19 protein-coding genes are annotated in these 21,223 nt (G+C 62.2%); 9 read left to right on the top strand and 10 right to left on the bottom strand.

What is annotated here, in order from left to right; translation table 11 throughout:
• Positions 1-81: 81 nt before the first annotated feature.
• A complete protein-coding gene (hmgA, locus tag FJ426_RS17960; RefSeq protein WP_140515599.1) occupies positions 82-1,395 on the bottom strand; it encodes a homogentisate 1,2-dioxygenase in 1,314 nt (437 codons plus the stop codon).
• Positions 1,396-1,494: 99 nt separating this feature from the next.
• On the opposite strand from hmgA, the gene FJ426_RS17955 reads away from it, so the two are divergent.
• The 4 genes from FJ426_RS17955 (at position 1,495) to FJ426_RS17940 (ending at position 4,334) form a co-directional block, all read left to right on the top strand.
• On the top strand, positions 1,495-1,938 hold the full coding sequence (locus tag FJ426_RS17955; RefSeq protein WP_140494170.1) for a MarR family transcriptional regulator: 444 nt from the start codon (positions 1,495-1,497) through the stop codon (positions 1,936-1,938).
• A gap of 158 nt (positions 1,939-2,096) precedes the next feature.
• On the top strand, positions 2,097-2,735 hold the full coding sequence (locus tag FJ426_RS17950) for a lysophospholipid acyltransferase family protein (RefSeq protein ID WP_140560542.1): 639 nt from the start codon (positions 2,097-2,099) through the stop codon (positions 2,733-2,735).
• Positions 2,732-3,682 (top strand): phosphatidate cytidylyltransferase, encoded by a 951-nt coding sequence (locus tag FJ426_RS17945; protein ID WP_140560541.1) that lies wholly within the window; start codon positions 2,732-2,734, stop codon positions 3,680-3,682. Before FJ426_RS17950 ends, FJ426_RS17945 begins: the two co-directional genes overlap by 4 nt.
• A 4-nt stretch (positions 3,683-3,686) precedes the next feature.
• Positions 3,687-4,334, top strand: coding sequence for a CDP-alcohol phosphatidyltransferase family protein (locus FJ426_RS17940; protein ID WP_181167398.1), 648 nt, complete (start codon positions 3,687-3,689; stop codon positions 4,332-4,334).
• 39 nt (positions 4,335-4,373) lie between these two features.
• Here FJ426_RS17940 and tdh read toward each other — a convergent pair whose 3' ends face one another.
• The gene (gene tdh, locus FJ426_RS17935) at positions 4,374-5,408 is read right to left on the bottom strand and encodes an L-threonine 3-dehydrogenase (protein WP_140560540.1); all 1,035 of its coding nucleotides are present in this window, start codon (positions 5,406-5,408) and stop codon (positions 4,374-4,376) included.
• Positions 5,409-5,460: 52 nt separating this feature from the next.
• Positions 5,461-6,648: a glycine C-acetyltransferase gene (locus FJ426_RS17930; protein ID WP_140560539.1), complete on the bottom strand. Its 1,188-nt coding sequence runs from the start codon at positions 6,646-6,648 to the stop codon at positions 5,461-5,463.
• A gap of 307 nt (positions 6,649-6,955) precedes the next feature.
• On the opposite strand from FJ426_RS17930, the gene FJ426_RS17925 reads away from it, so the two are divergent.
• Entirely contained in the window at positions 6,956-9,028 is a 2,073-nt protein-coding gene (locus FJ426_RS17925; protein ID WP_140560538.1) for an EAL domain-containing protein, read from the top strand.
• Positions 9,029-9,100: 72 nt separating this feature from the next.
• Positions 9,101-9,835, top strand: coding sequence for a polysaccharide deacetylase family protein (locus FJ426_RS17920; protein ID WP_140515589.1), 735 nt, complete (start codon positions 9,101-9,103; stop codon positions 9,833-9,835).
• Positions 9,836-9,902: 67 nt separating this feature from the next.
• Here the strand turns inward: FJ426_RS17920 and FJ426_RS17915 are convergent, their stop codons facing one another.
• Positions 9,903-10,301, bottom strand: a complete 399-nt coding sequence (locus FJ426_RS17915) for a MarR family winged helix-turn-helix transcriptional regulator (RefSeq protein WP_224655784.1) — start codon at positions 10,299-10,301, stop codon at positions 9,903-9,905.
• A 146-nt stretch (positions 10,302-10,447) separates the two neighbouring features.
• Here FJ426_RS17915 and FJ426_RS17910 point away from each other — a divergent pair, with 146 nt between their 5' ends.
• Entirely contained in the window at positions 10,448-10,855 is a 408-nt protein-coding gene (locus FJ426_RS17910) for a hypothetical protein (RefSeq protein ID WP_140560537.1), read from the top strand.
• A gap of 128 nt (positions 10,856-10,983) precedes the next feature.
• Here FJ426_RS17910 and FJ426_RS17905 read toward each other — a convergent pair whose 3' ends face one another.
• A complete protein-coding gene (locus FJ426_RS17905; protein ID WP_140560536.1) occupies positions 10,984-13,029 on the bottom strand; it encodes an NADH:flavin oxidoreductase in 2,046 nt (681 codons plus the stop codon).
• Between the two features lie 141 nt (positions 13,030-13,170).
• Between FJ426_RS17905 and queF the strand changes: the two genes are divergently transcribed.
• Entirely contained in the window at positions 13,171-13,632 is a 462-nt protein-coding gene (gene queF, locus FJ426_RS17900) for a preQ(1) synthase (RefSeq protein ID WP_140515582.1), read from the top strand.
• 9 nt (positions 13,633-13,641) lie between these two features.
• Here queF and FJ426_RS17895 read toward each other — a convergent pair whose 3' ends face one another.
• The 5 genes from FJ426_RS17895 to FJ426_RS17875 all read right to left on the bottom strand — a co-directional run bounded on the left by FJ426_RS17895 (position 13,642) and on the right by FJ426_RS17875 (position 20,206).
• Positions 13,642-14,247 carry a hypothetical protein gene (locus FJ426_RS17895; RefSeq protein WP_140560535.1) on the bottom strand — a complete coding sequence of 202 codons (606 nt, stop codon included), beginning with the start codon at positions 14,245-14,247 and terminating at the stop codon, positions 13,642-13,644.
• Between the two features lie 4 nt (positions 14,248-14,251).
• A complete protein-coding gene (locus FJ426_RS17890) occupies positions 14,252-14,731 on the bottom strand; it encodes a DUF3828 domain-containing protein (RefSeq protein ID WP_140560534.1) in 480 nt (159 codons plus the stop codon).
• Positions 14,732-14,871: 140 nt separating this feature from the next.
• Complete coding sequence (locus FJ426_RS17885; protein ID WP_140560533.1) at positions 14,872-16,854, bottom strand: FAD-dependent oxidoreductase; 1,983 nt, start codon at positions 16,852-16,854, stop codon at positions 14,872-14,874.
• A gap of 115 nt (positions 16,855-16,969) precedes the next feature.
• Positions 16,970-18,619: an ABC transporter substrate-binding protein gene (locus FJ426_RS17880; RefSeq protein WP_140673247.1), complete on the bottom strand. Its 1,650-nt coding sequence runs from the start codon at positions 18,617-18,619 to the stop codon at positions 16,970-16,972.
• A gap of 39 nt (positions 18,620-18,658) precedes the next feature.
• Entirely contained in the window at positions 18,659-20,206 is a 1,548-nt protein-coding gene (locus FJ426_RS17875) for a trimethylamine methyltransferase family protein (protein ID WP_140560531.1), read from the bottom strand.
• A gap of 92 nt (positions 20,207-20,298) precedes the next feature.
• On the opposite strand from FJ426_RS17875, the gene FJ426_RS17870 reads away from it, so the two are divergent.
• The gene (locus FJ426_RS17870) at positions 20,299-21,201 is read left to right on the top strand and encodes a LysR substrate-binding domain-containing protein (RefSeq protein ID WP_140557078.1); all 903 of its coding nucleotides are present in this window, start codon (positions 20,299-20,301) and stop codon (positions 21,199-21,201) included.
• Positions 21,202-21,223: the final 22 nt, after the last annotated feature.

The raw sequence follows: 21,223 nt of genomic DNA, 5'->3' as shown, positions 1-21,223 counted from the left end.
CCCACAACAAGGCTGTTATGGGCAATCGTCAAGCCGCCGGCTCAACTTTCCTGAAGGCAGTTTTCCGGCGGCAGCGATCCTTCAGGACCAATCGCCCTCGGGCGTGCCATTGAAGCGCTTCTTCAGATCGGCCCAGCAGTCGATGTAATTGTCCTGCCTGGTGTCGAGTTCGGCGGCGTAGCGGGTCAGCATCTGCGGGAACCGGGTCTCGAACATGAAGGCCATGGTGTTGTCGAGCTTGACCGGTTTCAGATCCGCGCGCGAGGCCTTTTCGAAGCCAGGTGCATCCGGGCCATGGGCCAGCATCAGATTGTGCAGACTGATGCCGCCGGGAACGAACCCTTCTTCCTTGGCGTCGTACTGGCCGTGAATCAGCCCCATGAACTCGCTCATGATGTTGCGGTGATACCAGGGCGGGCGGAACGTATCCTCCGCCACCAGCCAGCGCGGCGGAAAGATGACGAAATCGATGTTGGCGGTGCCCTCCTCGCCGCTCGGCGCCGTCAGCACCGTGAAAATCGACGGATCGGGGTGGTCAAAGAGGATCGCACCAACCGGCGAAAACGCCGCCAGATCATATTTATAGGGTGCATAGTTGCCGTGCCACGCCACCACATCGAGGGGCGAATGGCCGATTTCCGTGACATGAAAATGTCCGCACCATTTGACGATCAGCCGGCAGGGCGTCTCCTTCTCCTCAAACCAGGCGCAGGGCGTCTTGAAATCGCGCGGATTGGCCAGGCAGTTGGCGCCGATCGGGCCGCGGTCGGGCATCGTCAGCTTGGCGCCGTAGTTCTCGCAGACATAGCCGCGCACTTCGGCATCGACCAGTTCGACCTTGAACACGAGGCCGCGCGGCAGGACCGCGATCTCGCCGGGCCTGAGCTCGATGACCCCCATCTCGGTGACGAAGCGCAAGGCGCCTACCTGCGGCACCACCAGCAACTCGCCGTCGGCGTTGAAGAAATGGTCGTCGACCATCGACCTGTTGGCGACATAGACATGCGCCGCCATGCCGGTCTGCCCAAGCACGTCGCCGGCGGTGGTGATCGAGCGCATGCCGGCGATGAAATCGGTCGGCTCCTTCGGCATCGGCACCGGGCTCCAGCGATACTGGCCGAGCGCCAGCTCATGATCGCCGACATTGGGCGCACTTTTCCAGAAGGGATAGCTCACCGACTTGAAGCGCCCGGTATGTCTGACGCTCGGCCTGATGCGGTAAAGCCAGGAGCGCTCATTGGTGCCGCGCGGCGCGGTGAAGGGCGAACCGGAGAGCTGCTCGGCATAGAGGCCGTAGGCCGGCCGCTGCGGTGAATTACGCCCGTGCGGCAGCGAACCCGGCAGGCTTTCGGTTTCGAAATCGTTACCGAAACCCGGCATGTAGGAAAAGGCCATCGCTTCCTCCTCGCGAATGCTTGACCAAATTGGTTTCATTTGTAACCATCCAAAATGTAACTATCAATGCCGTGCGCGGGCATTTCTCGACGGCTGGTCATGGAATCCGAAATCCTGGAACTCGAAAGCTTTCTGCCCTACCGGCTGTATCGGCTGGCCGATGCGCTGAGCCGCGAATTCTCTCGGATCTACAAGGAGCGTCACGGCCTCACACGGCCGGAATGGCGTACGCTTTCGGGGCTTGGCCAGCGCGGCACAATGACCGCGACGGAACTCGGCGCGCAGTCGGCGATGCACAAGACAAAGGTTTCGCGTGCCGTGGCGGAGCTTGAGCGTCGCCGCTGGCTCATCCGAACCACTGACGAGAACGATCGCCGCGTCGAGCACCTGGCGCTGACCAGAGCCGGACTTGCGGCCTATAGCGAGATGGTGCCACTGGCGAAGGCTTTCGAACGGGAGCTGCTGGCCCAGTTGAGCGCCGACCAGCAAGCCTCCATCGTCAAAGGCGTTGCGTCATTGGAAAGCGCGTTGGGTCTGAGATAGCGGCTATCGGCAGATAGAATATGAGACGGTGGCTCGACGCGACAGCGCCTTGAAGCAGAGACTGTCTGGCGGTCATTTTCGATCGCTGCTTGCTCGGTGGCGGATTTTCAGTGCTGTATGTCAGCCGGTGATCATCGACGGGCGAATTGGGGGGAAGGATGAAGTCGCTGCTCGCGAGGCCGGTGGCCGTGGTCGTCTTGCTGTTTGCCCGAGCCATCACCGCCGTGCGGCCGTTTTGGCATGAAGGCAGATTGCCTCGGCGTCGCTCGATCTTCTTTGCCAATCACTCCAGCCATGGCGATTTCATCTTGATCTGGGCTGTTCTGCCGCCGCGCCTGCGGCGGCGGGTGCGTCCCGTAGCGGGTGCCGACTACTGGCTGAAATCAAAAGTCCGAGCCTTCATCGGCCGTGACGTTTTCAATGCCGTCCTGATCGAGCGCAATCGCGACGGACGCACGATGGATCCTGTCGAAAGCATGGGAGAGGCGATGAGGGAAGGCTCTTCGCTCATTCTCTTCCCGGAAGGCACGCGCAACCAATCCGACGCGTCCTTGCAGCCATTCAAGTCCGGCCTGTTCCATTTGGCGGCATCGCACCCGGATTTCGAGTTGGTGCCGGTATGGATCGCCAATCTCAACCGGGTGATGCCGAAAGGGGAATTCGTGCCTATCCCGCTGATCTGCACGGTGACGTTCGGCGAGGCAATGCACCTGGCTGACGGCGAGAGCAAGGATATGTTCCTCGAGCGGGCACGCGGGGCGCTGCTGGCGCTGGCACCGAAAAAGGCAGCGGAATGAGCTCAACCCAATTCGATATGATGGTTCTCGTGCTCGGCGTCTGCGGGATCCTGCTCGTGGCCTCTTTCGTGGGGCATATCCTGGAGCGACGGCTGTCGCCGGAAGGCTCCAACCCAGCCATCGAGAACCTCAACGCCCGTATCAATGCCTGGTGGGTAATGGCGATCCTCATCGCCATAGCATTCATCGCCGGGCGGATCGGCGTCCTGCTTCTCTTTGGCTTCTGTTCCTTCGCCGCACTTCGCGAATTCGTGACGCTGACCAATACCCGGCGTGCCGACCACTGGGCGCTGGCCACGGCGTTTTTCGTCGTGCTGCCGGTACAGTATGTGCTGCTCTGGATCGAGGACTACGGGATCTTTTCTGTTTTCATCCCGGTCTACGCCTTCCTGTTGATGCCAATCATCTCAGCCACACGGGGCGACACCCAGCACTTCCTCGTTCGAATTGCCGAGGTGCAATGGGCGTTGATGATCTGCGTTTTCTGCGCCTCCCACGTCCCGGCTCTTCTGACGTTGCATATTCCCGGCTACGAGGGTCGCAATGTGCTTCTGATAGCCTTCCTTGTCATCGTCGTGCAATTGAGCGACGTACTGCAATACATCTGGGGAAAGGCGATCGGGCATACGAAGATCGGACCAAAGCTTTCGCCGTCCAAGACGCTTGAAGGTTTCCTCGGCGGCGTTGCAAGCGCCAGCCTCATCGGCGCTGGCCTGTGGTGGATCACGCCGTTCTCTCCGCTTCAGGCGGGCGCGATGGCCTTCCTGATCACGCTGATGGGTTTTTTCGGCGGCCTTGTGATGTCCGCCATCAAACGTGACCGCGGCGTGAAGGATTGGGGCCATCTGATCCACGGCCATGGCGGCCTGATAGATCGGCTGGATTCGGTGGTTTTCTCCGCTCCGATCTTCTTCCATCTCACTCGTTATTTCTGGTCACCGGGATGAGGCAGTGATGAACACGGGCGATCGCAGACCACTTGCAAGCCGCGACACGCGCTGGGCACAAGCGACGGCCAGACGTCTCGCCGCACTCTCCGTGACCCCCAACCAGATTTCGCAGGCCAGTATCCTCGCCGGCGCGCTGGCAGGCACGGCCTTCTGGCTTGGCGGGCAGAGCGGCGGCACTTCTCGTTTGCTGCTGTTGCTGGGCGCGGCGCTGTTTTGCCAACTGCGGCTGCTGTGCAATCTGTTCGATGGCATGGTCGCCGTCGAGGGCGGCAAGGCGTCGGCCGACGGGCCGTTCTGGAACGAGTTCCCGGACAGGCTCGCCGATATCGCCATCATGGCCGGCATAGGTTACGGCATCGGCATGCCTGGCCTTGGCTGGGCAGCGGCCTGTTTTTCGGTTCTCACCGCCTATGTGCGGGAATTGGGGCGGGCCAACGAGACGCCGAGTGATTTCACCGGACCGATGGCCAAGCCACATCGCATGGCAGTCGCAACCGTCGCGGCACTGCTATCTACCGGAGAATTCCTTTGGAATGGCCACAACGAAGTCTTGACGCTTGCGCTCGCCGCCATTGCCATCGGCGCCGCCGCAACTGCGTTGCGGCGCGCCTGGCGACAGGTGCGATGGCTGAAAACCAGGCGACCCTAGCATCGCCTGCCTCGAAGCCTGAGACTCCCGGCGCATCGATTACCAGTCCATCACCACCTTGCCCGAACTGCCGCTGCGCATCGCGTCGAATCCAACCTGGAAATCATCGATGCCGATGCGGTGCGTGATCAGGCCTGAGACGTCGAGCGGGCCCTGGACCAGCGCGATCATCTTGTACCAGGTCTCGAACATCTCGCGGCCATAGATGCCCTTGAGATGCAGCATCTTGAAGATGACCTTGTTCCAGTCGATCTCGAACCCGGTCGGCGCAATGCCGAGGATGGCGATCTTGCCGCCATTGTTCATGGTGTCGATCATGTCGCGGAAGGCGGGGGCTGCCCCCGACATTTCCAGGCCGACATCAAAACCCTCCGTCATGCCGAGCGCCGGCATCACGTCGCTCAGTTTTTCCTTGGAGGCGTCGACGACGTGCTGGACGCCAAGCTTGCGCGCAAGATCCAGCCGAACCGGATTGATATCGGTGATAACGACCTTCCTGGCGCCGACGCATTGCGCCACCAGCGCGCCCATGATGCCGATCGGTCCGGCGCCGGTGACCAGCACGTCCTCGCCGACCAGATCAAATGACAATGCGGTGTGAACCGCATTGCCCAGGGGATCGAAGATCGCGGCGATCTCGTCCGGCACATCGTCCGGGATCGGCACGACATTGTGCTGTGGGATCGCCAGGTACTCGCCGAAGGCGCCCGGGCGATTGACGCCGACGCCGAGCGTGTTGCGGCACAGATGCCCCCTGCCCGCGCGGCAGTTGCGGCAATGTCCGCAGACGATGTGGCCTTCGCCCGACACGCGTTGGCCGACCTTGTATTCGGTGACCGCGGCGCCGAAATCCGCGACGGTGCCGACGAATTCATGGCCGGTCACCATCGGCACGGGCACCGTCTTCTGCGCCCACTGGTCCCAATTGTAGATGTGGACGTCGGTGCCGCAGATCGCAGTCTTCTTCACCTTGATCAGGACGTCGTTGGGGCCGATTTCCGGCACCGGCACCTCTTCCATCCAGATGCCCGGCTCGGCCTTGGCCTTCACCAGCGCCTTCATCATGTTCGGCATTCTTTTGTCCCTTGAATCTCTTGATCCGGAAGCGGTTTGCGGCGCCGGTCGCTCAGGAAATCACACCTAGTTCCTTGCCAACCGCACCGAAAGCCTCGACCGCCCGATCAATGTCGGCGCTGGAATGCGCAGCCGACATCTGCGTGCGGATGCGCGCCTGGCCCTTGGGCACCACCGGGAAGGAGAAGCCGATGACATAGATGCCGCGTTGCAGCATGCGCGCCGCCATCTCCTGCGCCAAGCTGGCATCGCCCAGCATGACCGGGATGATCGGATGGCCGGCGCCTGCCAGCGTGAAGCCGAGCTTCCCCATCTGTGTCCGAAACCGTTCCGCATTGGCATATAGGCGCTCGCGCAGGGCATCGCCATTGCGGATCATGTCGAACACTCTGATCGAGGCGCCGGCGATCGCCGGCATCAGCGTGTTGGAAAACAGATAGGGCCGCGAGCGCTGGCGCAGCCAGTCGACCACCTGTTTCTTGCCGGACGTGTAGCCGCCGGAAGCGCCGCCCAGCGCCTTGCCGAGCGTACCGGTGATGATGTCGACCCTGCCCTCGACGGCGCAATGCTCAGCCGAGCCGCGGCCGTTCCTGCCGACGAAGCCGACCGCGTGACTGTCGTCGACCATGACCATGGCATCGTATTTTTCGGCCAGATCGCACACACCCGCGAGATTGGCGATGATGCCATCCATCGAGAACACGCCGTCGGTGGCGATCAGCCGGAACCGGCAATCCTTCGCCTCCTTCAGCCGCGCCTCGAGATCCGCCATATCGTTGTTCGCGTAGCGGAAGCGCTTGGTCTTGGACAGCCTGACCCCGTCGATGATGGAGGCGTGGTTCAGCGCATCGGAGATGATGGCGTCCTCCTCGCCCAGAAGCGTCTCGAACAGTCCACCATTGGCATCGAAGCAGGAGCCGTAGAGGATGGTGTCGTCCATCCCGAGGAAGGACGATATCGTCGCTTCCAACTGCTTGTGCTCCTCCTGCGTGCCGCAGATGAAACGTACCGAAGCCATGCCGTAGCCGTAGCGATCGAGCGCGTGCTTTGCCGCCTCGCGCAGGTCGGGGCTGTCGGCGAGGCCGAGATAGTTGTTGGCGCAGAAATTCAGCACCTTCTCGCCGCCGACCTCGATCTCAGCCGACTGCGTGGAGGAAATCACCCGCTCGGACTTGTACAGTCCGGCCGATCTGAGCCCCTCAAGTTCGCCGTCGATATGGGAGAGAAATGCTGCGGTCATGATCGTGCCTCGTTTGACGTGGGCCGACTGTCGTCCCGCACGCCCAAAAAATCCACCGCAAAAGCGACCGGATCAGGTGGCTGGGTAATGTCGAACGGATGCCGCAGGCATGGCTCGAGGGACGATCCGGATCACATGGGGCCGGCGAATGTTCAAATGCGGACCGGCCGCGAAAGAGGCCGATAACCATTTCGCGACCTTTAAGCCTTTCCCCTTGTCGGCCAGCTGTCGATTTCCAGTCCTGTTAATGTTTGCAGTTCAATGATGCTCATATAGGAATCCGTTGGCGAGAGGGCCGCCCCCCAAGATGTCGCAGCAGCCGGTGCAAACCGTTTCAGGCAAGCTCATACTGCTGATCAAGGCTGGTTATTGGCTGGCGCTGCTGATCATCGCCGCCATGGTGGTGGCTTCCTTCATCCTGCTGCAGCAGGTGATGGCCACCCAACGGCACAACCATACGCTGCTCGATATCGTCAGCACGCAAAAGACGCTGTCGCAGCGCATCGTCTTCCTCGCCGGTGCGACCGGTGCTGCTTCGCGCGACAAGCAGCCGGCGCTCGTCAACGCGCTCAAGCAGGCGACGGCGGAGTTCGAAACCAACTATGACCTGCTGCTCAAGCAGACGGCCGCCGATCCAAAGTCGCCGGCCAGGCTCGATCCGAAGACGGTCGAGAACGTCCTTTTCGGCAAGCCTTTTCATCTCGACTATTTTTCCGTCGGGCTGGTCGCCAATGGCGAACGCCTGGTATCGGCCTTCTCGTCCCAACTCGCACTCGGCGACAATGGAGGCTACAAGGGCGGTTACGAACGCGTCACCCTCGACGCCTCGGTCGCCAACGCAACATTGTCGGGCTATTCGGCGCTGGGCCAGCGCATCAGTGCTTTCGCCGACGAACGATCCGAAAAGATGCTCGATCTGCACCGCACGCTGTTTTACGCCACGATCGGCGTCATCGTTCTGGTGGCGCTGTTCATCTTCCGGCCCATGTCAAACGCGATCCTGCGCAAGACGCGCGAACTCGTCGATGCACGCAATTCGATGGCCTTCATCGCCGTTCATGACGGGCTGACCGGTCTGCACAACCGCACATTCCTGACCGACCATTTCGACACGCTGATCAAGAGCGCGCATCGTCGGCGCGAACGTCTTGCGGTGGTGCAACTTGATCTCGACCGGTTCAAGCAGATCAACGACACGCTCGGCCACGCTGCCGGCGACTATGTGCTGGTCATCACGGCCCAGCGCATGCGCGATTCCTGTCGGGCGTCGGATCTGTGCGTGCGCCTCGGTGGCGACGAGTTCGTGATGATCCTCAACGGCGCCGGCGGCAGCGAAGACATCAACATGCTGGCACGGCGCATTCTTGCGCACATCAACGAGCCGATCGTCTTCCAGGGCACGACCATTCTACCGGGCGCCAGCGGCGGCATCGCCGTCTATCCGATCGACGCCGACAACGCCCAGGACCTGCTGGTTCACGCCGATCTGGCGCTTTACTCCGCCAAGAAGATGGGCGGCGGCAATTTCTCGTTCTTCTCCGAGGAATTGCGTCGCGAACTCGATTATCGCAAGCAACTCGAGCACGACATCAAGGTTGCCATTTCACAGCAGGCATTCCAGGTCTATTTCCAGCCGCAGGTTTCACTGAGCGACGGCACGATCAGTGGCATCGAGGCGCTGGTGCGCTGGAACCATGCCGAGCGCGGCATGATCTCGCCTGGCGAATTCATTCCCGTCGCCGAGAAATGCGGTTTCATGCCTGATATCGGCCGCATCGTCATCAGCAAGGCGATCAACGAAGCCGCCGAATGGAACCGCGACGGCATTGCTTTCGGACGACTTGCGGTCAACGTATCCGGAACCGAATTGCGCGAGCACGACTTCGATGCTTTCCTGTTCGAGACGCTTGAGAAGGCCGGCCTGCCGCCGCAGAAACTGTCGCTGGAAATCGTCGAATCCGTCATTCTCGATGACGAGAAAACAGGCATCGCGGCAAAGCTACGCCATATCAGGGCCGCCGGCGTTCATCTTGAGCTCGACGATTTCGGCACCGGTTACGCATCGCTCAGCCACGTCAATCCCAACGAGATCGACCGGCTGAAGATCGATCGCCGCTTCGTCCAGAACATCCATGAGAACGGTGACAACTCCAAGATCGTGCGCGCCATCACCGAGCTCGCGCGCGGCCTTGGTATCTCGATCGTCGCGGAGGGCGCCGAGACCGAAGCCGAACTCGATTCACTGATGGCCATCGGATGCGACCAGGTGCAGGGCTACTCCATCGCCTTCCCGATGCCGCAGGACAAAGCCCGTGACTGGCTGAGCGCCCGCATGCCGAAGAAGGCCAGGCTAACGGTGCTGCAGGGAAGCCTGGCGTAGGCAGCCCTCACCCGCGCTTGACGACTCATCACCGAGATGGCGCCCTGTGACGATCGCAAACGGGTAGTCCCGATGCCGCTTCTGCTTGCTTTGCTGACCATGCTCGCCGCATTTCCCGCTTATGCAGTGGATCGCACCATCTATCTGACTTTCGATGACGGACCGCTGAACGGCACCAGCAACATCCTCGACGTGCTGGAAGCGCAGCAGGTGCCGGCGACGTTGTTCATGGTCGGCATGCATGCGCAGGCGAGCGCGGGCAACAAGGCATTAGTCAGACGCGCAAAAGCTCTGCCGCTGGTGACGGTCGGCAATCACAGCTACAGCCACGCCAACAACCGCTACCAACATTTCTATGCCGATACGGAAGGCGTGGTGGCAGACATGCTGCGGGCCAACGCCGTGCTCGGGCTCGCTCCGGAGGTTCATGCGAGGCTGCCTGGGCGCGACGTGTTCAGACTGCCCTCAATGTCGAAGAACGACACCTCGCTCGGCCTTGCGCAGGAAGGCCGGGAGGAGCCGGACTACGAATTCGTCGCCGCTTCCGGCTTCTATCTCTATGGCTGGGACCATGAGTGGGTGCATGACGACACAGGCAAGCCGGTGCAGAGCGTCGACCACCTGGTCAGCGAGATCGATCACCTGTTCGGCTATGGCCGCTTCGTCAAGCACGGAAAGATGATCCTGCTCATGCATGACGAGATGTTCCAGGACGGCTTCGACGGCAAGACGAAACTGGCCATGCTGATTACCGCGCTGAAGCAGCGCGGCTATGCCTTTGGGACAATCCAGAGTTATGACGACTGAGGCGGTGATCCGGCTTTCCTACAGCGCGTAGTGTCGAAGAGATTCACGCGGCGCGCCTTGGACATCGTCAGCTTTCCACGTTGGCCCGCAAGGTCGCCAGCACTTGCGCAAACTCCGCCAGCCTGTCGTCTGACAGGCCCACGCGCAGCCGCTTGTCGAAGGCAAGCGCCGCCTTGCGCAGTGTCTCGAACATCGCTTCTCCGGCCTCTGTCAATTCGACCAGATGGACCCGGCGGTTGACGGGATCGCGGCGGCGCGTCAGCAATCCTTGCGCCTCCATCGCGTTTAGATGATGGGTGAGCGTCGCTCCCTGTATGCCGATCATTCCGGCGAGCTCGCGCTGGTTGGCTAGCTCGCTCGATTTGACCGACAGCAGAGTAAGCCAGACGGGCAACGTGCCGCCCGCTTCAACCAACGCGGTGTCGAAGGCCTGTGCAACAAGCTTGGCGGTGCGGCCGAGATTCATGCCAACCGGCGGGCGTTCAAAGGGCGTCATGGCAAGACACTAGACGGTGTTTTGCACGGATGGAACTGGCACTCATTTATACATTGGCATCTAACAGTTAGATATCTAACTATTTAGGCGACGGCGGGCAAGAGAGGAGAGCTGGTATGCAATATGTCTACATCATCACCATCGGTCTTCACGTCATGGCGGGGGTGTTCTGGGCCGGCACCACCATCACGCTAGCGCGCGACCCCGAGATCCGGGCTGAACGCTTCATTGGACCGCAAATGGGAGCGGCCGGCATGGTGTTTCTCACCGGTGCGCTGCTCTGGTATTTTTTCCATGGTGCCTATTTCGGCTCGATGGAAATGGTGCTGGCCCTCGGCATCGTTGCCGCTTTCGCCGCGGCTGGAGTGCTCAGCGCCATGGTCCGCCGCACCAGCACGCAGCTTGTTGGCGCCGACGCGGCCACCGAACCTGCCCTGCGCGCGAAGATGGCCCAAGGCGAGCGAATCGCCGCCTGGCTGCTGGTTCTCACCGTGCTCTGCATGGCCACCGCCAGAATGTTCTGATCACGGATCGTACGGTGCCGGCGCAAGCAGGCGGCGTACGCGGCGCGCAACGAACCAAGGCAGCAGATGGCTCTCCTTGCGGAGGTTCCGTTGCGCGCCTCCTCGAAATTGTTAGCGACAGCAGCCTTTCAAATCCTTAGCCCGAACCGGATGCCGTCATAGATGGCGGCGTGGATGTTGCGCGAGGCGACGGCATCGCCGATGCGGAACAGCACGAAAGATCCTTGCGGATTGCGCTCGGGAAAAATGTCGCCGCCACTCACCAGCCGCTCATAGTCTATGGCGCCGCCGTTCGTCGCCAATGGCTTCAGCGAGAGATAAAGGTCGTCTAGCGGCGCCGTGCCATGCTCGACCACCACCTGGTCGACCCGCCGCTCGCCGCGCCAGCCGTCGGCGAAATCGGAGGCAAGCTCGGCAACCAGTTGATTGCCCTCGCGGCGCACCGAGCGCAGCCTTGTGTTGATAGTGATGGTGACCCCCTTCTCCTGGAAGGCGCGCATGTAGGGTACGTGGTTCATGCCGCCCATTTCCGGCGCGAAGAATCGCTCCGGCGAAACCAGTTCCAGCTTCGAACCGGCAGCCGCGACGAGTTCCGCAGCGCCCATTCCCTGATGGCCTCCATTGTCGTCATAGAGCAGCACGTTTTCAGCCGGCTTGACGCTGCCAGCCATGATGTCCCAGCTCGATGTGACAAGAGTGTCGCCCGCCGTCAGCGGCGGATTCTGCGGCAGTCCGCCGGTGGCGATCACCACGACATCGGGCGACAACGCCAGAACGTCGTCCTTCTCGGCCCAACTGTCGTAGCGGATCTCGACGCCGAGCCGGTCGAGTTCGGCCAACCGCCAGTCGACGATGCCGATCAATTCCTTGCGGCGCGGGTTCTGCGTCGCCAGCCTGACCTGTCCGCCGGCCTGGCCCGATGCCTCCAGCACCGTCACCTGATGGCCGCGCTCCGCGGCCACGCGCGCTATTTCCAGTCCGCCTGCACCAGCGCCGATGACGACGACTTTTCGCTTTGGTCCCTCGGCCTTGGTGATGATATGCGGAATGTCCGCCTCGCGGCCGGTCGCCGCATTGTGGACGCAGAGCGCCTCGCCGCCTTCGTAGATGCGGTCGAGGCAGTAGGTGGCTCCGACACACGGGCGGATTTCGTGCTCGCGCCCTTCCATCACTTTGCGGACGATGTGCGGATCGGCGATGTGGGCGCGGGTCATGCCGACCATGTCGAGCTTGCCGGCGGCGATGGCGTGGCGCGCAGTTGCGACGTCGGAAATTCGCGCCGCGTGGAAGGTCGGGAATTTCGTCGCCGCCCTCACCTCGCCGGCGAAGTCGAGATGCGGCGATGAGCGCATGCCGGTCACCGGAATGACCTTGGTCAGTGCCGCGTCGGTCTCGATCGAGCCCCGGATGATGTTGAGGAAATCGACCTTGCCTGATGAGGCAAGCCGCCTGGCGATCTCGACGCCCTCCTCTTTCGACAGGCCTTGCGAAAAATCCTCGTCGGCGACCATGCGTATGCCGACGACGAATTTTTCGCCGACGGCCGCCCGCACGGCGTCGAGCACCATGTCGGTGAACCGCAGCCGGTTGTCGAGCGAGCCGCCGAACTCGTCCTCCCGATGGTTGGTGGACGGAGACCAGAAGCCGTCCATCAGATGGCCGTAAGCCTCGAATTCGATGCCGTCGAGACCGGCGGCCTGGCAGCGCTGGGCGGCGGAAGCATAGTCGGAAACGATGCGTTCGATATCCCAATCCTCGATGGTCTTGGGAAAGGCGCGATGCGCCGGCTCCCGCACCGGCGAAGCCGACAGGACGGGCAGCCAGTCGGCCTTGTTCCAACCGGTTCGACGGCCGAGATGGGTGATCTGGATCATCACCTTGCATTCATGCTCGTGGCAGGCGTCGGTCAGTTCCGCGAGCCATGGCACGATCCCGTCATCATAGAGATGCAAATTGCCGAAGGCGGCCGGGCTGTCGCGTGAAACGATGGCCGAGCCGGCGGTCATTGTCAGCGCCATGCCGCCCTTGGCCTTCTCCGTGTGGTAGAGCCGGTACCGCGCCTTGGGCATGCCGTCTTCCGAATAGGCAGGCTCGTGGCTGGTCGACATCACCCGGTTCTTCAACGTCAGATGCTTGAGCTGATAGGGCTGGAGAAGCGGATCGTTGCTGGTCATCGTCTTCCTGCGGTTTCAAATTGTGTTATTGAGCGGCCAGATGCGCCGCCCCTGAGTGGATTGCGGCGTTTATTCCAATCTTCGTTCGCGCCGACCGCCATGGAAGCGTGCTTCCGGCGACAGGCAGGCAAGGAGCCGTCCATGATCGATACCAAAACCCTCACCCAGCTCGGCGCGCATGTCGAGACGCCACAGAGCCCGGAAGCGGCGGTCCTGGAAACCGTGCCGTTTTCGCGCGGCGACGGCCCGCCGGCCATCGTGCGCTTCACCTGCCCGGAATTCACCTCGCTGTGCCCGGTCACCGGCCAGCCTGATTTCGCCCATATCGTCATCGACTACGCACCCGACGCGGCTCTGGTGGAATCGAAGTCGCTCAAGCTGTTCATGACCTCGTTCCGTAATCATGGTGCTTTCCATGAGGATTGCACCGTCATGATCGGCCGCCGCATCGTGGCGGCAACGAGCCCGCTATGGTTGCGCATCGGCGGCTATTGGTATCCACGCGGCGGCATTCCGATCGACGTGTTCTGGCAGACGGGCGCGCCGCCGGAAGGCGCCTGGCTGCCCGAGACCGGAGTGGCGCCCTATCGCGGGCGAGGCTAGCTCGAACCATTATTCGCATTGGTACTGGCTGAGCGCCCATTCACCGGTCACCGATAGCAGGTCCGATATCTTCCATTCGCCGTCGACCCTTTTGAACTTCCACTCAAGGCGGTGCGGGTTGCCGGCGACGACGAAGGCGACGATGACCTTGGCCTGGTCGCCATTGATCGCCTCGAGCGTCTTCAGGCTCTTGTCGATCTCGGCCTTATCATAGTCGGCATTGTCGAGCGCCATGTTGGGGTCGAGGCACTCGCCCTGCCCGGATTTGCGCAGCGCATCGCTCTTGTCGAGCACCGTTTTCGCCGGATCGACGAAATGGCGGCGCTGCGACGGATCGACCTCCAAGCCGACCTGGTCGTAGAATGGCCGGACCACCGCTGTCGGCGAGCCCGGCTGAATTGGGGCGGCAGGTTCGCTCGGCGAGGCAGCCGGTGGTGTTGCCGGCTCGGCGGCTGCGCGAGGTGCAGGCGCTGGCGGCGACCCGTTGTCGTCGGGCGCGGTGGCCGCCGGAGCGTTTGCCGGCGGCGCGCCGAGCAGCCCCTGCGCGGCGCCGCCACTCAAGTCCGCCGCCATAATGCACACGGCCGACAGTGCCAGGAACCGGCGGCGGGCCATCGGATCACTCCGGATCTTGGCCCGCCAGGCATTCGAGCTGGCTCAGCGTCCAATCGCTGGTCTTCGATGCGATGTCCGATATCCTCCACTTGCCGTCGATCTTCTTCAGCGACCAATGCATTTCGCGTTGTGCATCGTCTCCTTCGGGAAAGAGGCTGAAGCTCGCCACCACCTGGGCAGTATCGCCATCCACCACCTCGGACACTTTCAGGGTCTTGGAGACGGTCTTCTGGTCGAAATCCTGCGCATCGAGGCCCGGATCGAAATCGATGCAGGCGACCTGGTCCGGATTCTTCCTCGTTGCCTGATCGTTGAGGTCGAACAGTCTCGTCACCGGCTCGGTGAAGCGATCCCGGTATTTTGCGTCGGCCTCGAACTTGACATCCGGAACATAGAAGAACTTCACGGCGTCCGACGCCGGACCGGCCAGGGCGACAGCGGGAAAGGCCGTCGCAAGGGCGGCAAGGAGCACTGTCAGTCTCATGCAGAATCTCCGGCTTTTGATGGCTTGGCGCAATCCAGTAGCACGCATCCTGCATATCGGCTTTTTTGCGGCTCATGAAGCCCGCGGCCGCGTCGCGGCCGATGCAGGTCATCCGACAGTCGTGCGTGCCAAGACTGCGATCAGAGACCAAGCGCCACCTTGCGGCCATCATGGATGGCAAAAGCCGCCTGCCTTGAGGCGGTACAATCACCAATCGACGTGTGGGCAATTTTGCGCCTGTCGAGTTCGACGGAAAGCATGTCGGCTGCCATATTCGTCGTGGCGAAGACCAGCGCATCGGCTTCGACGTCCTGCTCGGTTCCGTCGAGCAGGGAAGCGACCCTGGCGGCCTTCCCGTCCCAATGAACGATGGCGCTCTCGGTCAAAAACCGCACCCGCAGCCTGGCGAGTGCGCGGCGCAGCGGCGCGTCGACTGCCATTCGCTGAAGCTCTTTGCCAACCAGGGCGTCGGGTGTCACAAGCGTCACATTGTGACCGTCCTCGGCGAGTTTCCAGGCGGTGCCGCACCCTTTCCAATTGCCGCCATCGTCGAGCAAGATAACATTTTTGCCTGGTCTCGCCTCACGGGCCATCACGGCTTCGGCCGAGAGAACCAGCCCGCCGCCCGGGATGCTTTCCCACTGCGGCAATGCCCGTTGGAAAGCGCCGTCTGACGGCATCGAGCCGGTTGCGATGATGACGTGGTCCGCGCCTTCGCGCTCGACATCCTCCGCCTCGACATATTGTCCGTACTGGACGTCGACCTGAAGCTGGCTGAGCTGGCGCTGGTACCAGTCGATCAGATCCAGAATCTGGGCGCGGCGCGGTTGCAGCCCCGCAAGGCGGAACTGCCCCCCAAGACGGTCGGAAGCCTCGGCCAGCGTGACACGGTGACCGCGTTCGGCTGCTACACGCGCCGCTTCGAGGCCGGCGGGACCGCCGCCGACGACCAGTACGCGCTTGGGTTGGCTAGCCGGGGCGAAGCGATCTCCGCCCCATTCCCATTCCCGCCCCGCCGAAGGATTGATGACGCAGCTGATCCAGTAGTCGCGGCTGCGTCGGCCCCAGCACATCTGGTTGCAGGACAGGCAACCGCGAATGTCTTCCGGCCGTCCGGCGGCGGCCTTTGCAGCCAGGTGCGGATCGGCGATCTGCCCCCGCACGATGGAAACCAGATCAGCGTGGCCTTCGCTCAGCACACTTTCGGCATTCTGCGGCGTACGGATGTGACTCTCGGCGGTGACCAACGCGTGGCGCACGGTGGATTTGAGCACGGACGCCAGGTCGGCGCCGAGCTTTTCCGGATAAACAAAGGTCGGGATGATCTTGTAGAAATCGAAGTAGGAGCCCGTTCCACAAGTCACATAATCCATCAAAGAATCGCGGTCGTGGAGGTCGATTATCTCGGCCAATGCTTCGCGCTTCAGCGCCACTTCGACTTCCGGTTCGTCGTTGACCGCAAGGCCGATGATGAAATCATCGCCGCATTCCCGGCGAATTCTGCTCATCACCTCACGGCTCATCCGGGTGCGATTTTGAAGGCTGCCGCCCCACCGGTCGTCGCGGCGGTTGGACCAGGGCGTCCAGAACTGGTCCAGCATCGAATGATACGCCGCCCAGACCTCGACGCCGTCGAAACCGGCCTCGCGGCAACGGCGCGCCGCCTGCACGAAACCGTCGATCGTTTCTTCGATCTCGGCTTCGGACATTCGATGCGAACCGTCAGAGTCGTGATAACTCGGCAGTCCGGAAGGGGACCAGCCGGCATGGAACGAGTTGTCCGCGTCCGCGTGCTGACCGACATGATAGAGCTGCTGGATGGCGACGGCGCCGTTGCCGCGGATCGCTTCCGTCACTTTGCGGAAATGGGAGATCACGCTCTCGTCGGAAGGACGGAAGTTGCCGCGGGTAAGAACCGCGGCCCGGTGCACCGGCATCGGCTCGACGACGATCATGCCCGCGCCGCCGATAGCGCGTTCGGCATAATAGCCGACATGCCGTTCTGTCGGCAGTCCCTCTACCGCCATGTTCGCGGTATGGGCTCCGAACACGATCCTGTTGCGTAAGGTCTTGCCGCGCAGAGCAATCGGCGTGAACAACCGGTTGAAGACCTGCCCAGACATGTACCGCTCCTCAAAAGCCCTAGCGGCAGCACCCGAGCGCCAGCGCCCGCAGCCATAATCGATTTGCCGGACAGCCGGCACCTGAAAGGGTGCCGGCATTCGCCAACCATTGCAGCTAGGCGTCCAGCCAGACGTTCTGGAGGTCCATTTCAAAAGTCTGGTGGACGCCGTAGTTCTTCACCTTCTTGCTCGTATGACTGTAGAGCTTCTGCCAGAACGGCTGGATGATGACGCCGGAATCCTGCAGGATCTGCTCGACATCCTTCATCACCTCCTTGCGCTTGGCGACGTCGATCAGCGATAGCGCCTGCTTGAGCTTGGCGTCGAAATCGGGATTCGAATACGCCGATTCATTCCAGGCCTCGCCGGTGCGATAGCCGAGCGCCAGCACCTGGACGCCGAGCGGGCGCATGTACCAGATCGTCATCGAATAGGGATATTTCGTCCAGTCGTTCCAGAACGTCGAGCCCGGCAGCACCGTCCGTTTCACCTTGATTCCGGCCTCGCGCAGCTGGCCCGCGATGGCATCGCCGGTGTTCTTCTGCCAATCGTCCTCGATGGTGATCAGCTCATGCTCGAAGTCGGCCTGACCCGCCTCCGCCATCAGCTTCTTGGCGCCAGCGGCATCACGCTCCTTCTTGGGCAGCGGGTAATATTCCGGATGGATGGGGCTGACATGGTGGTTTTCGCCGACCGTGCCGCGACCGCTATAGCCAAGCTGCAGCACCGCGTTGTTGTCGACCGCCATCTGGAGCGCATTGCGAACACGCTTGTCATCATAGGGTTTGTGCGTGACGTTGGTGCGCGCAACCAGGGTGGTCGCGGTCGCAACCTCCGATTTCTCCAGCCCCATCTTGTCGAGGATGTCGATAAAATCGGCGGGCGACTCGAAATTGAGGTCGATTTCGCCGGAATCGAAGGCATTCACCGTGGCGTTGAAATCGGTGCCGTAGTCGATGAATTCGACGCCGTCGAGCGGAGCTTCGCCGCCCCACCATTTGCCGTTCTCGCGGCGCTTGACGACGGCTTTCTGGCCGACATCGTAAGAGACCAGCTCGAAGGGTCCGGTGCCGATCGGCTTCTTGATCGGATCGGCGCCATCGGCATCGAAATTGCGGTGGACGACGAGCGCCGGATAGTCGGTGAAGTTCGGGATCAGCGAAATGTCGGGCTCGGAGAGCTTCAGCTTGACCGTGTTGTCGTCGATCTTGGTGATCGCGCCGTCCCTTGCCTTGCCGGTCTTAGCGTCGATCAGCGCGCCGACACGCGCGGCCATGGAGTTGCCGGCGACGCCCTTCTCGCACCAGCGCGTCACATTGTGCACCACATCATCGGCGTTGAAGGTATCGCCATTGTTCCAGGTGATGCCCTTGCGCACGTGTAGCGTATATTCGGTGGCGTCGTCGTTGATGTCCCAGCTTTCGAGCAGCACCGGCTCGAAGGTGAACTGCCTGGTATAGCGCACAAGCGGCTCCAGCCAGGTGCGCGAGATGTTGGCAAGCTCAACCCAGTCATAGGTGCGCGGATCCTTCTGCGCCTTCACCGACATCGAGACATGCAGCGTTCCGCCCTTCTTCGGCTCCTCGGCCAAGGCGTCCGTCGGCGCGGCAAGGCCGATCATGCCATAGGCCAGAGCCGTCGATGCCCCGAAGGCGCTTGCCAGCGCCAGGAATTCGCGCCGGTCGAACCGACCCGCACGCGCCTCGTTGGCCATCTCCTCTATGGCGCTTGGAACACGATCACCATTGCTTTTGAAAAGCGTCATTTTTTCCTCCCTTGTGGTTCCCGTCAGATCTTCGTCCCGTCAGCTAACGCTGTCCGGCAATTTCTCCTCGCGCAGCGCGATAAAATCTCTGAGACCGTCGGCGATGCCCACATCGAGCTTCGGCTCCTCATAATCGGCCAGCATGTTACGCGCTTTCTCCCGGCCGCGCGTGTCGTGGTCCTTCGCCCCTTCGGCCTTCCACTGTTCATAGGAATTGAAATCCATGATGCTGGGCATGAAGAAGGCCCGCTCGAAATGCTCAAGCGTGTGCTGGGTGCCGAGAAAATGGCCCTGCGGCCCCACCTCGCGGATGGCGGCCATCGCTTCCTTGAAATCGTCGAACGGCAGCCCGCCGGCATATTTGTACCAGCCGACGAGCTGTTCGCAATCGGTCGCGAACTTCGAATAGCCGCAGGTGAGACCCGCCTCGAGCCATCCGGCCGAGTGCCAGATGTAGTTGGCTCCGGCAAGGATGGCGGCATGCATGAGCATGTTCGCCTCGTAGCCGGCCTGGGCATCGTTCAGCTTCGAGCCGACATGGAAGCCGGACGTGCGCCACGGCAGCCCGTATTTCCGCGCCAGCGCGCCCATCAGATACATCATCTGCGCGGCCTCCGGCGTGCCGCCCATCGGAGCGCCGGTCTTCATGTCGACCGTGACCATGAACTGGCCGTAGATTTGAGGCGAGCCGGGACGCAGGAGCTGGGTGAACGCTACACCGGCAAGCGCCTCGGCATTGACCTGCGCCACCGCGCCCACGGCCGAGGCCGAGGTCGAGGCGCCGCAGAGCGCGAAGGGCGCCAGGATCAGCGGCTGATTGTGACGGGCATAGACCTTCATCGCATCCAGCATGGTGGCATCCCATACCAGCGGTGAATTGCAGTTGGTGATCGACACCAGCACAGGGTTGTCGCGCACGTAATCCTCACCGAACACGATGCCCGCCATCGCCATCGTGTCTTCCGCCCGATCCTTCGACGTCACGATGCCCATGAACGGCTTGTCGGAATGCTTCAGCGCCGAATGGATGATGTGGAGGTGACGCTTGGGCACCGCTATTTCCATCGGCTCGCAGATGATCGAGCTCGAGGAATGCAGGGCCGGCGCCATGTAGGCGAGCTTGTGGAAATTGTTGAGGTCGGCGAGCGTGCCGTAGCGCCTGACATTGTCGAGGTCACGCACATAAGGCGCGCCATACATCGGCACGAAGATGGAATTCTTTCCGCCCACGCGCACCGTACGCTCAGGGTTGCGCGCGTTGAGCGTGAACTCCGACGGCACCTTCGAGACGAGCTCCATCAGCAAGGCGCGGTCGATCCGCACTCTTGTCTCGGAGACGTCCGCGCCGGCGGCCTTCCACATTTCGATGGCCTCATCGTCGCGGAACTCGCATCCGACGTCCTCCAGGATGGCGAGCGATTCCTGGTGTATGAGTTCCACTGCCTCGTCCGGCACCATCTGATAGACGGGGATTTGGCGGACCAGTGTCGGAAACGACGTTACCGGAGCTCCCCGCAGCGCCTTGCGCCCCAGGCGGCCGCCGGCTCGACGATTGGCGTGTTCGGTCACAGCGGCCGGTACGTTCATGGCAACTCCATTCCTCTTATACCTCGCAGCCTAGACGCACAAAACAGGAATGTGACGCTGGAAAATCCTGATCTCTTGTATAAGCTCTGCTTATGCGAAACCTGCGCCACCTCCTGCCCTCGGCCGGCAGCCTGATCGTCTTCGAGGCGGCGGGCCGCCTGTCGAGCTTCACCGCCGCGGGGCGAGAGCTCGGCATGACCCAGGCCGCCGTTTCCTACGCGGTGCGCGGGCTGGAGGAACAGCTCGGCGCCAAGCTGTTCCAGCGCCGTCACCGGCAGGTCAGCCTGACGGAGGCCGGCGAGCGTTTCCACGCCGACGTTTCGCTGGGCCTGTCCCACATCCGAAAGTCGGCGGAGGATCTGCGCCTGCAGGCGACCGGAGGCCACGTGACGCTTGCCGCCTCGACTGCGTTCGGCTCCTTCTGGATGATGCCGCGGCTGCAGCAGTTCCGCGACGAACTGCCGGGCATTGATCTGCGCATCCAGACCGCCGACCGCGATCTCGACATCATCGCAGAGGGGATCCCGCTTGCCGTGCGCGGCGGCGAACCGAGGGACTGGCAGGACTATCATTCGCTGCCGCTTGCCGACGAAGAGATCTTTCCCGTCGCCGGCACCAGCTACGCGGCGAAGTTCGGCCTGCCCAAATCGGTCGCGGAACTGGCCACGCACCGTCTCATCCATCTTGAGGAGCCCTATCGGGAGGCGGCGAGCTGGAATGAGTGGTTCGAATCGGCCGGCGCCCGTCTCGGCGATACCGCGCGCGGCCTGCGCATCAACGATTACGGGCTGGTAATCCAGGGCGTCATGGAAGGGCAAGGCATCGCGCTCGGCTGGCGCCACCTTGCCGAGCGGATGCTCGCGACGGGACTGTTGGTGCCGGTGACGGACCATGTGCTCAAGACCGGCAAGGCGTTCTATGTCATCTGGCCGAGGAACCGGGAGCTTAGCGAGAATGCCCGCAAGGTACGGGATTGGCTGGCAGCGCAAGCGTGAGGTCGTTCACTGTTTTCACCGT

Origin of the sequence: Mesorhizobium sp. B2-6-4 (assembly GCF_006441495.1) — a bacterium.
GTDB lineage: Bacteria > Pseudomonadota > Alphaproteobacteria > Rhizobiales > Rhizobiaceae > Mesorhizobium.
This window is presented reverse-complemented; position numbering and strand designations above follow the sequence as displayed.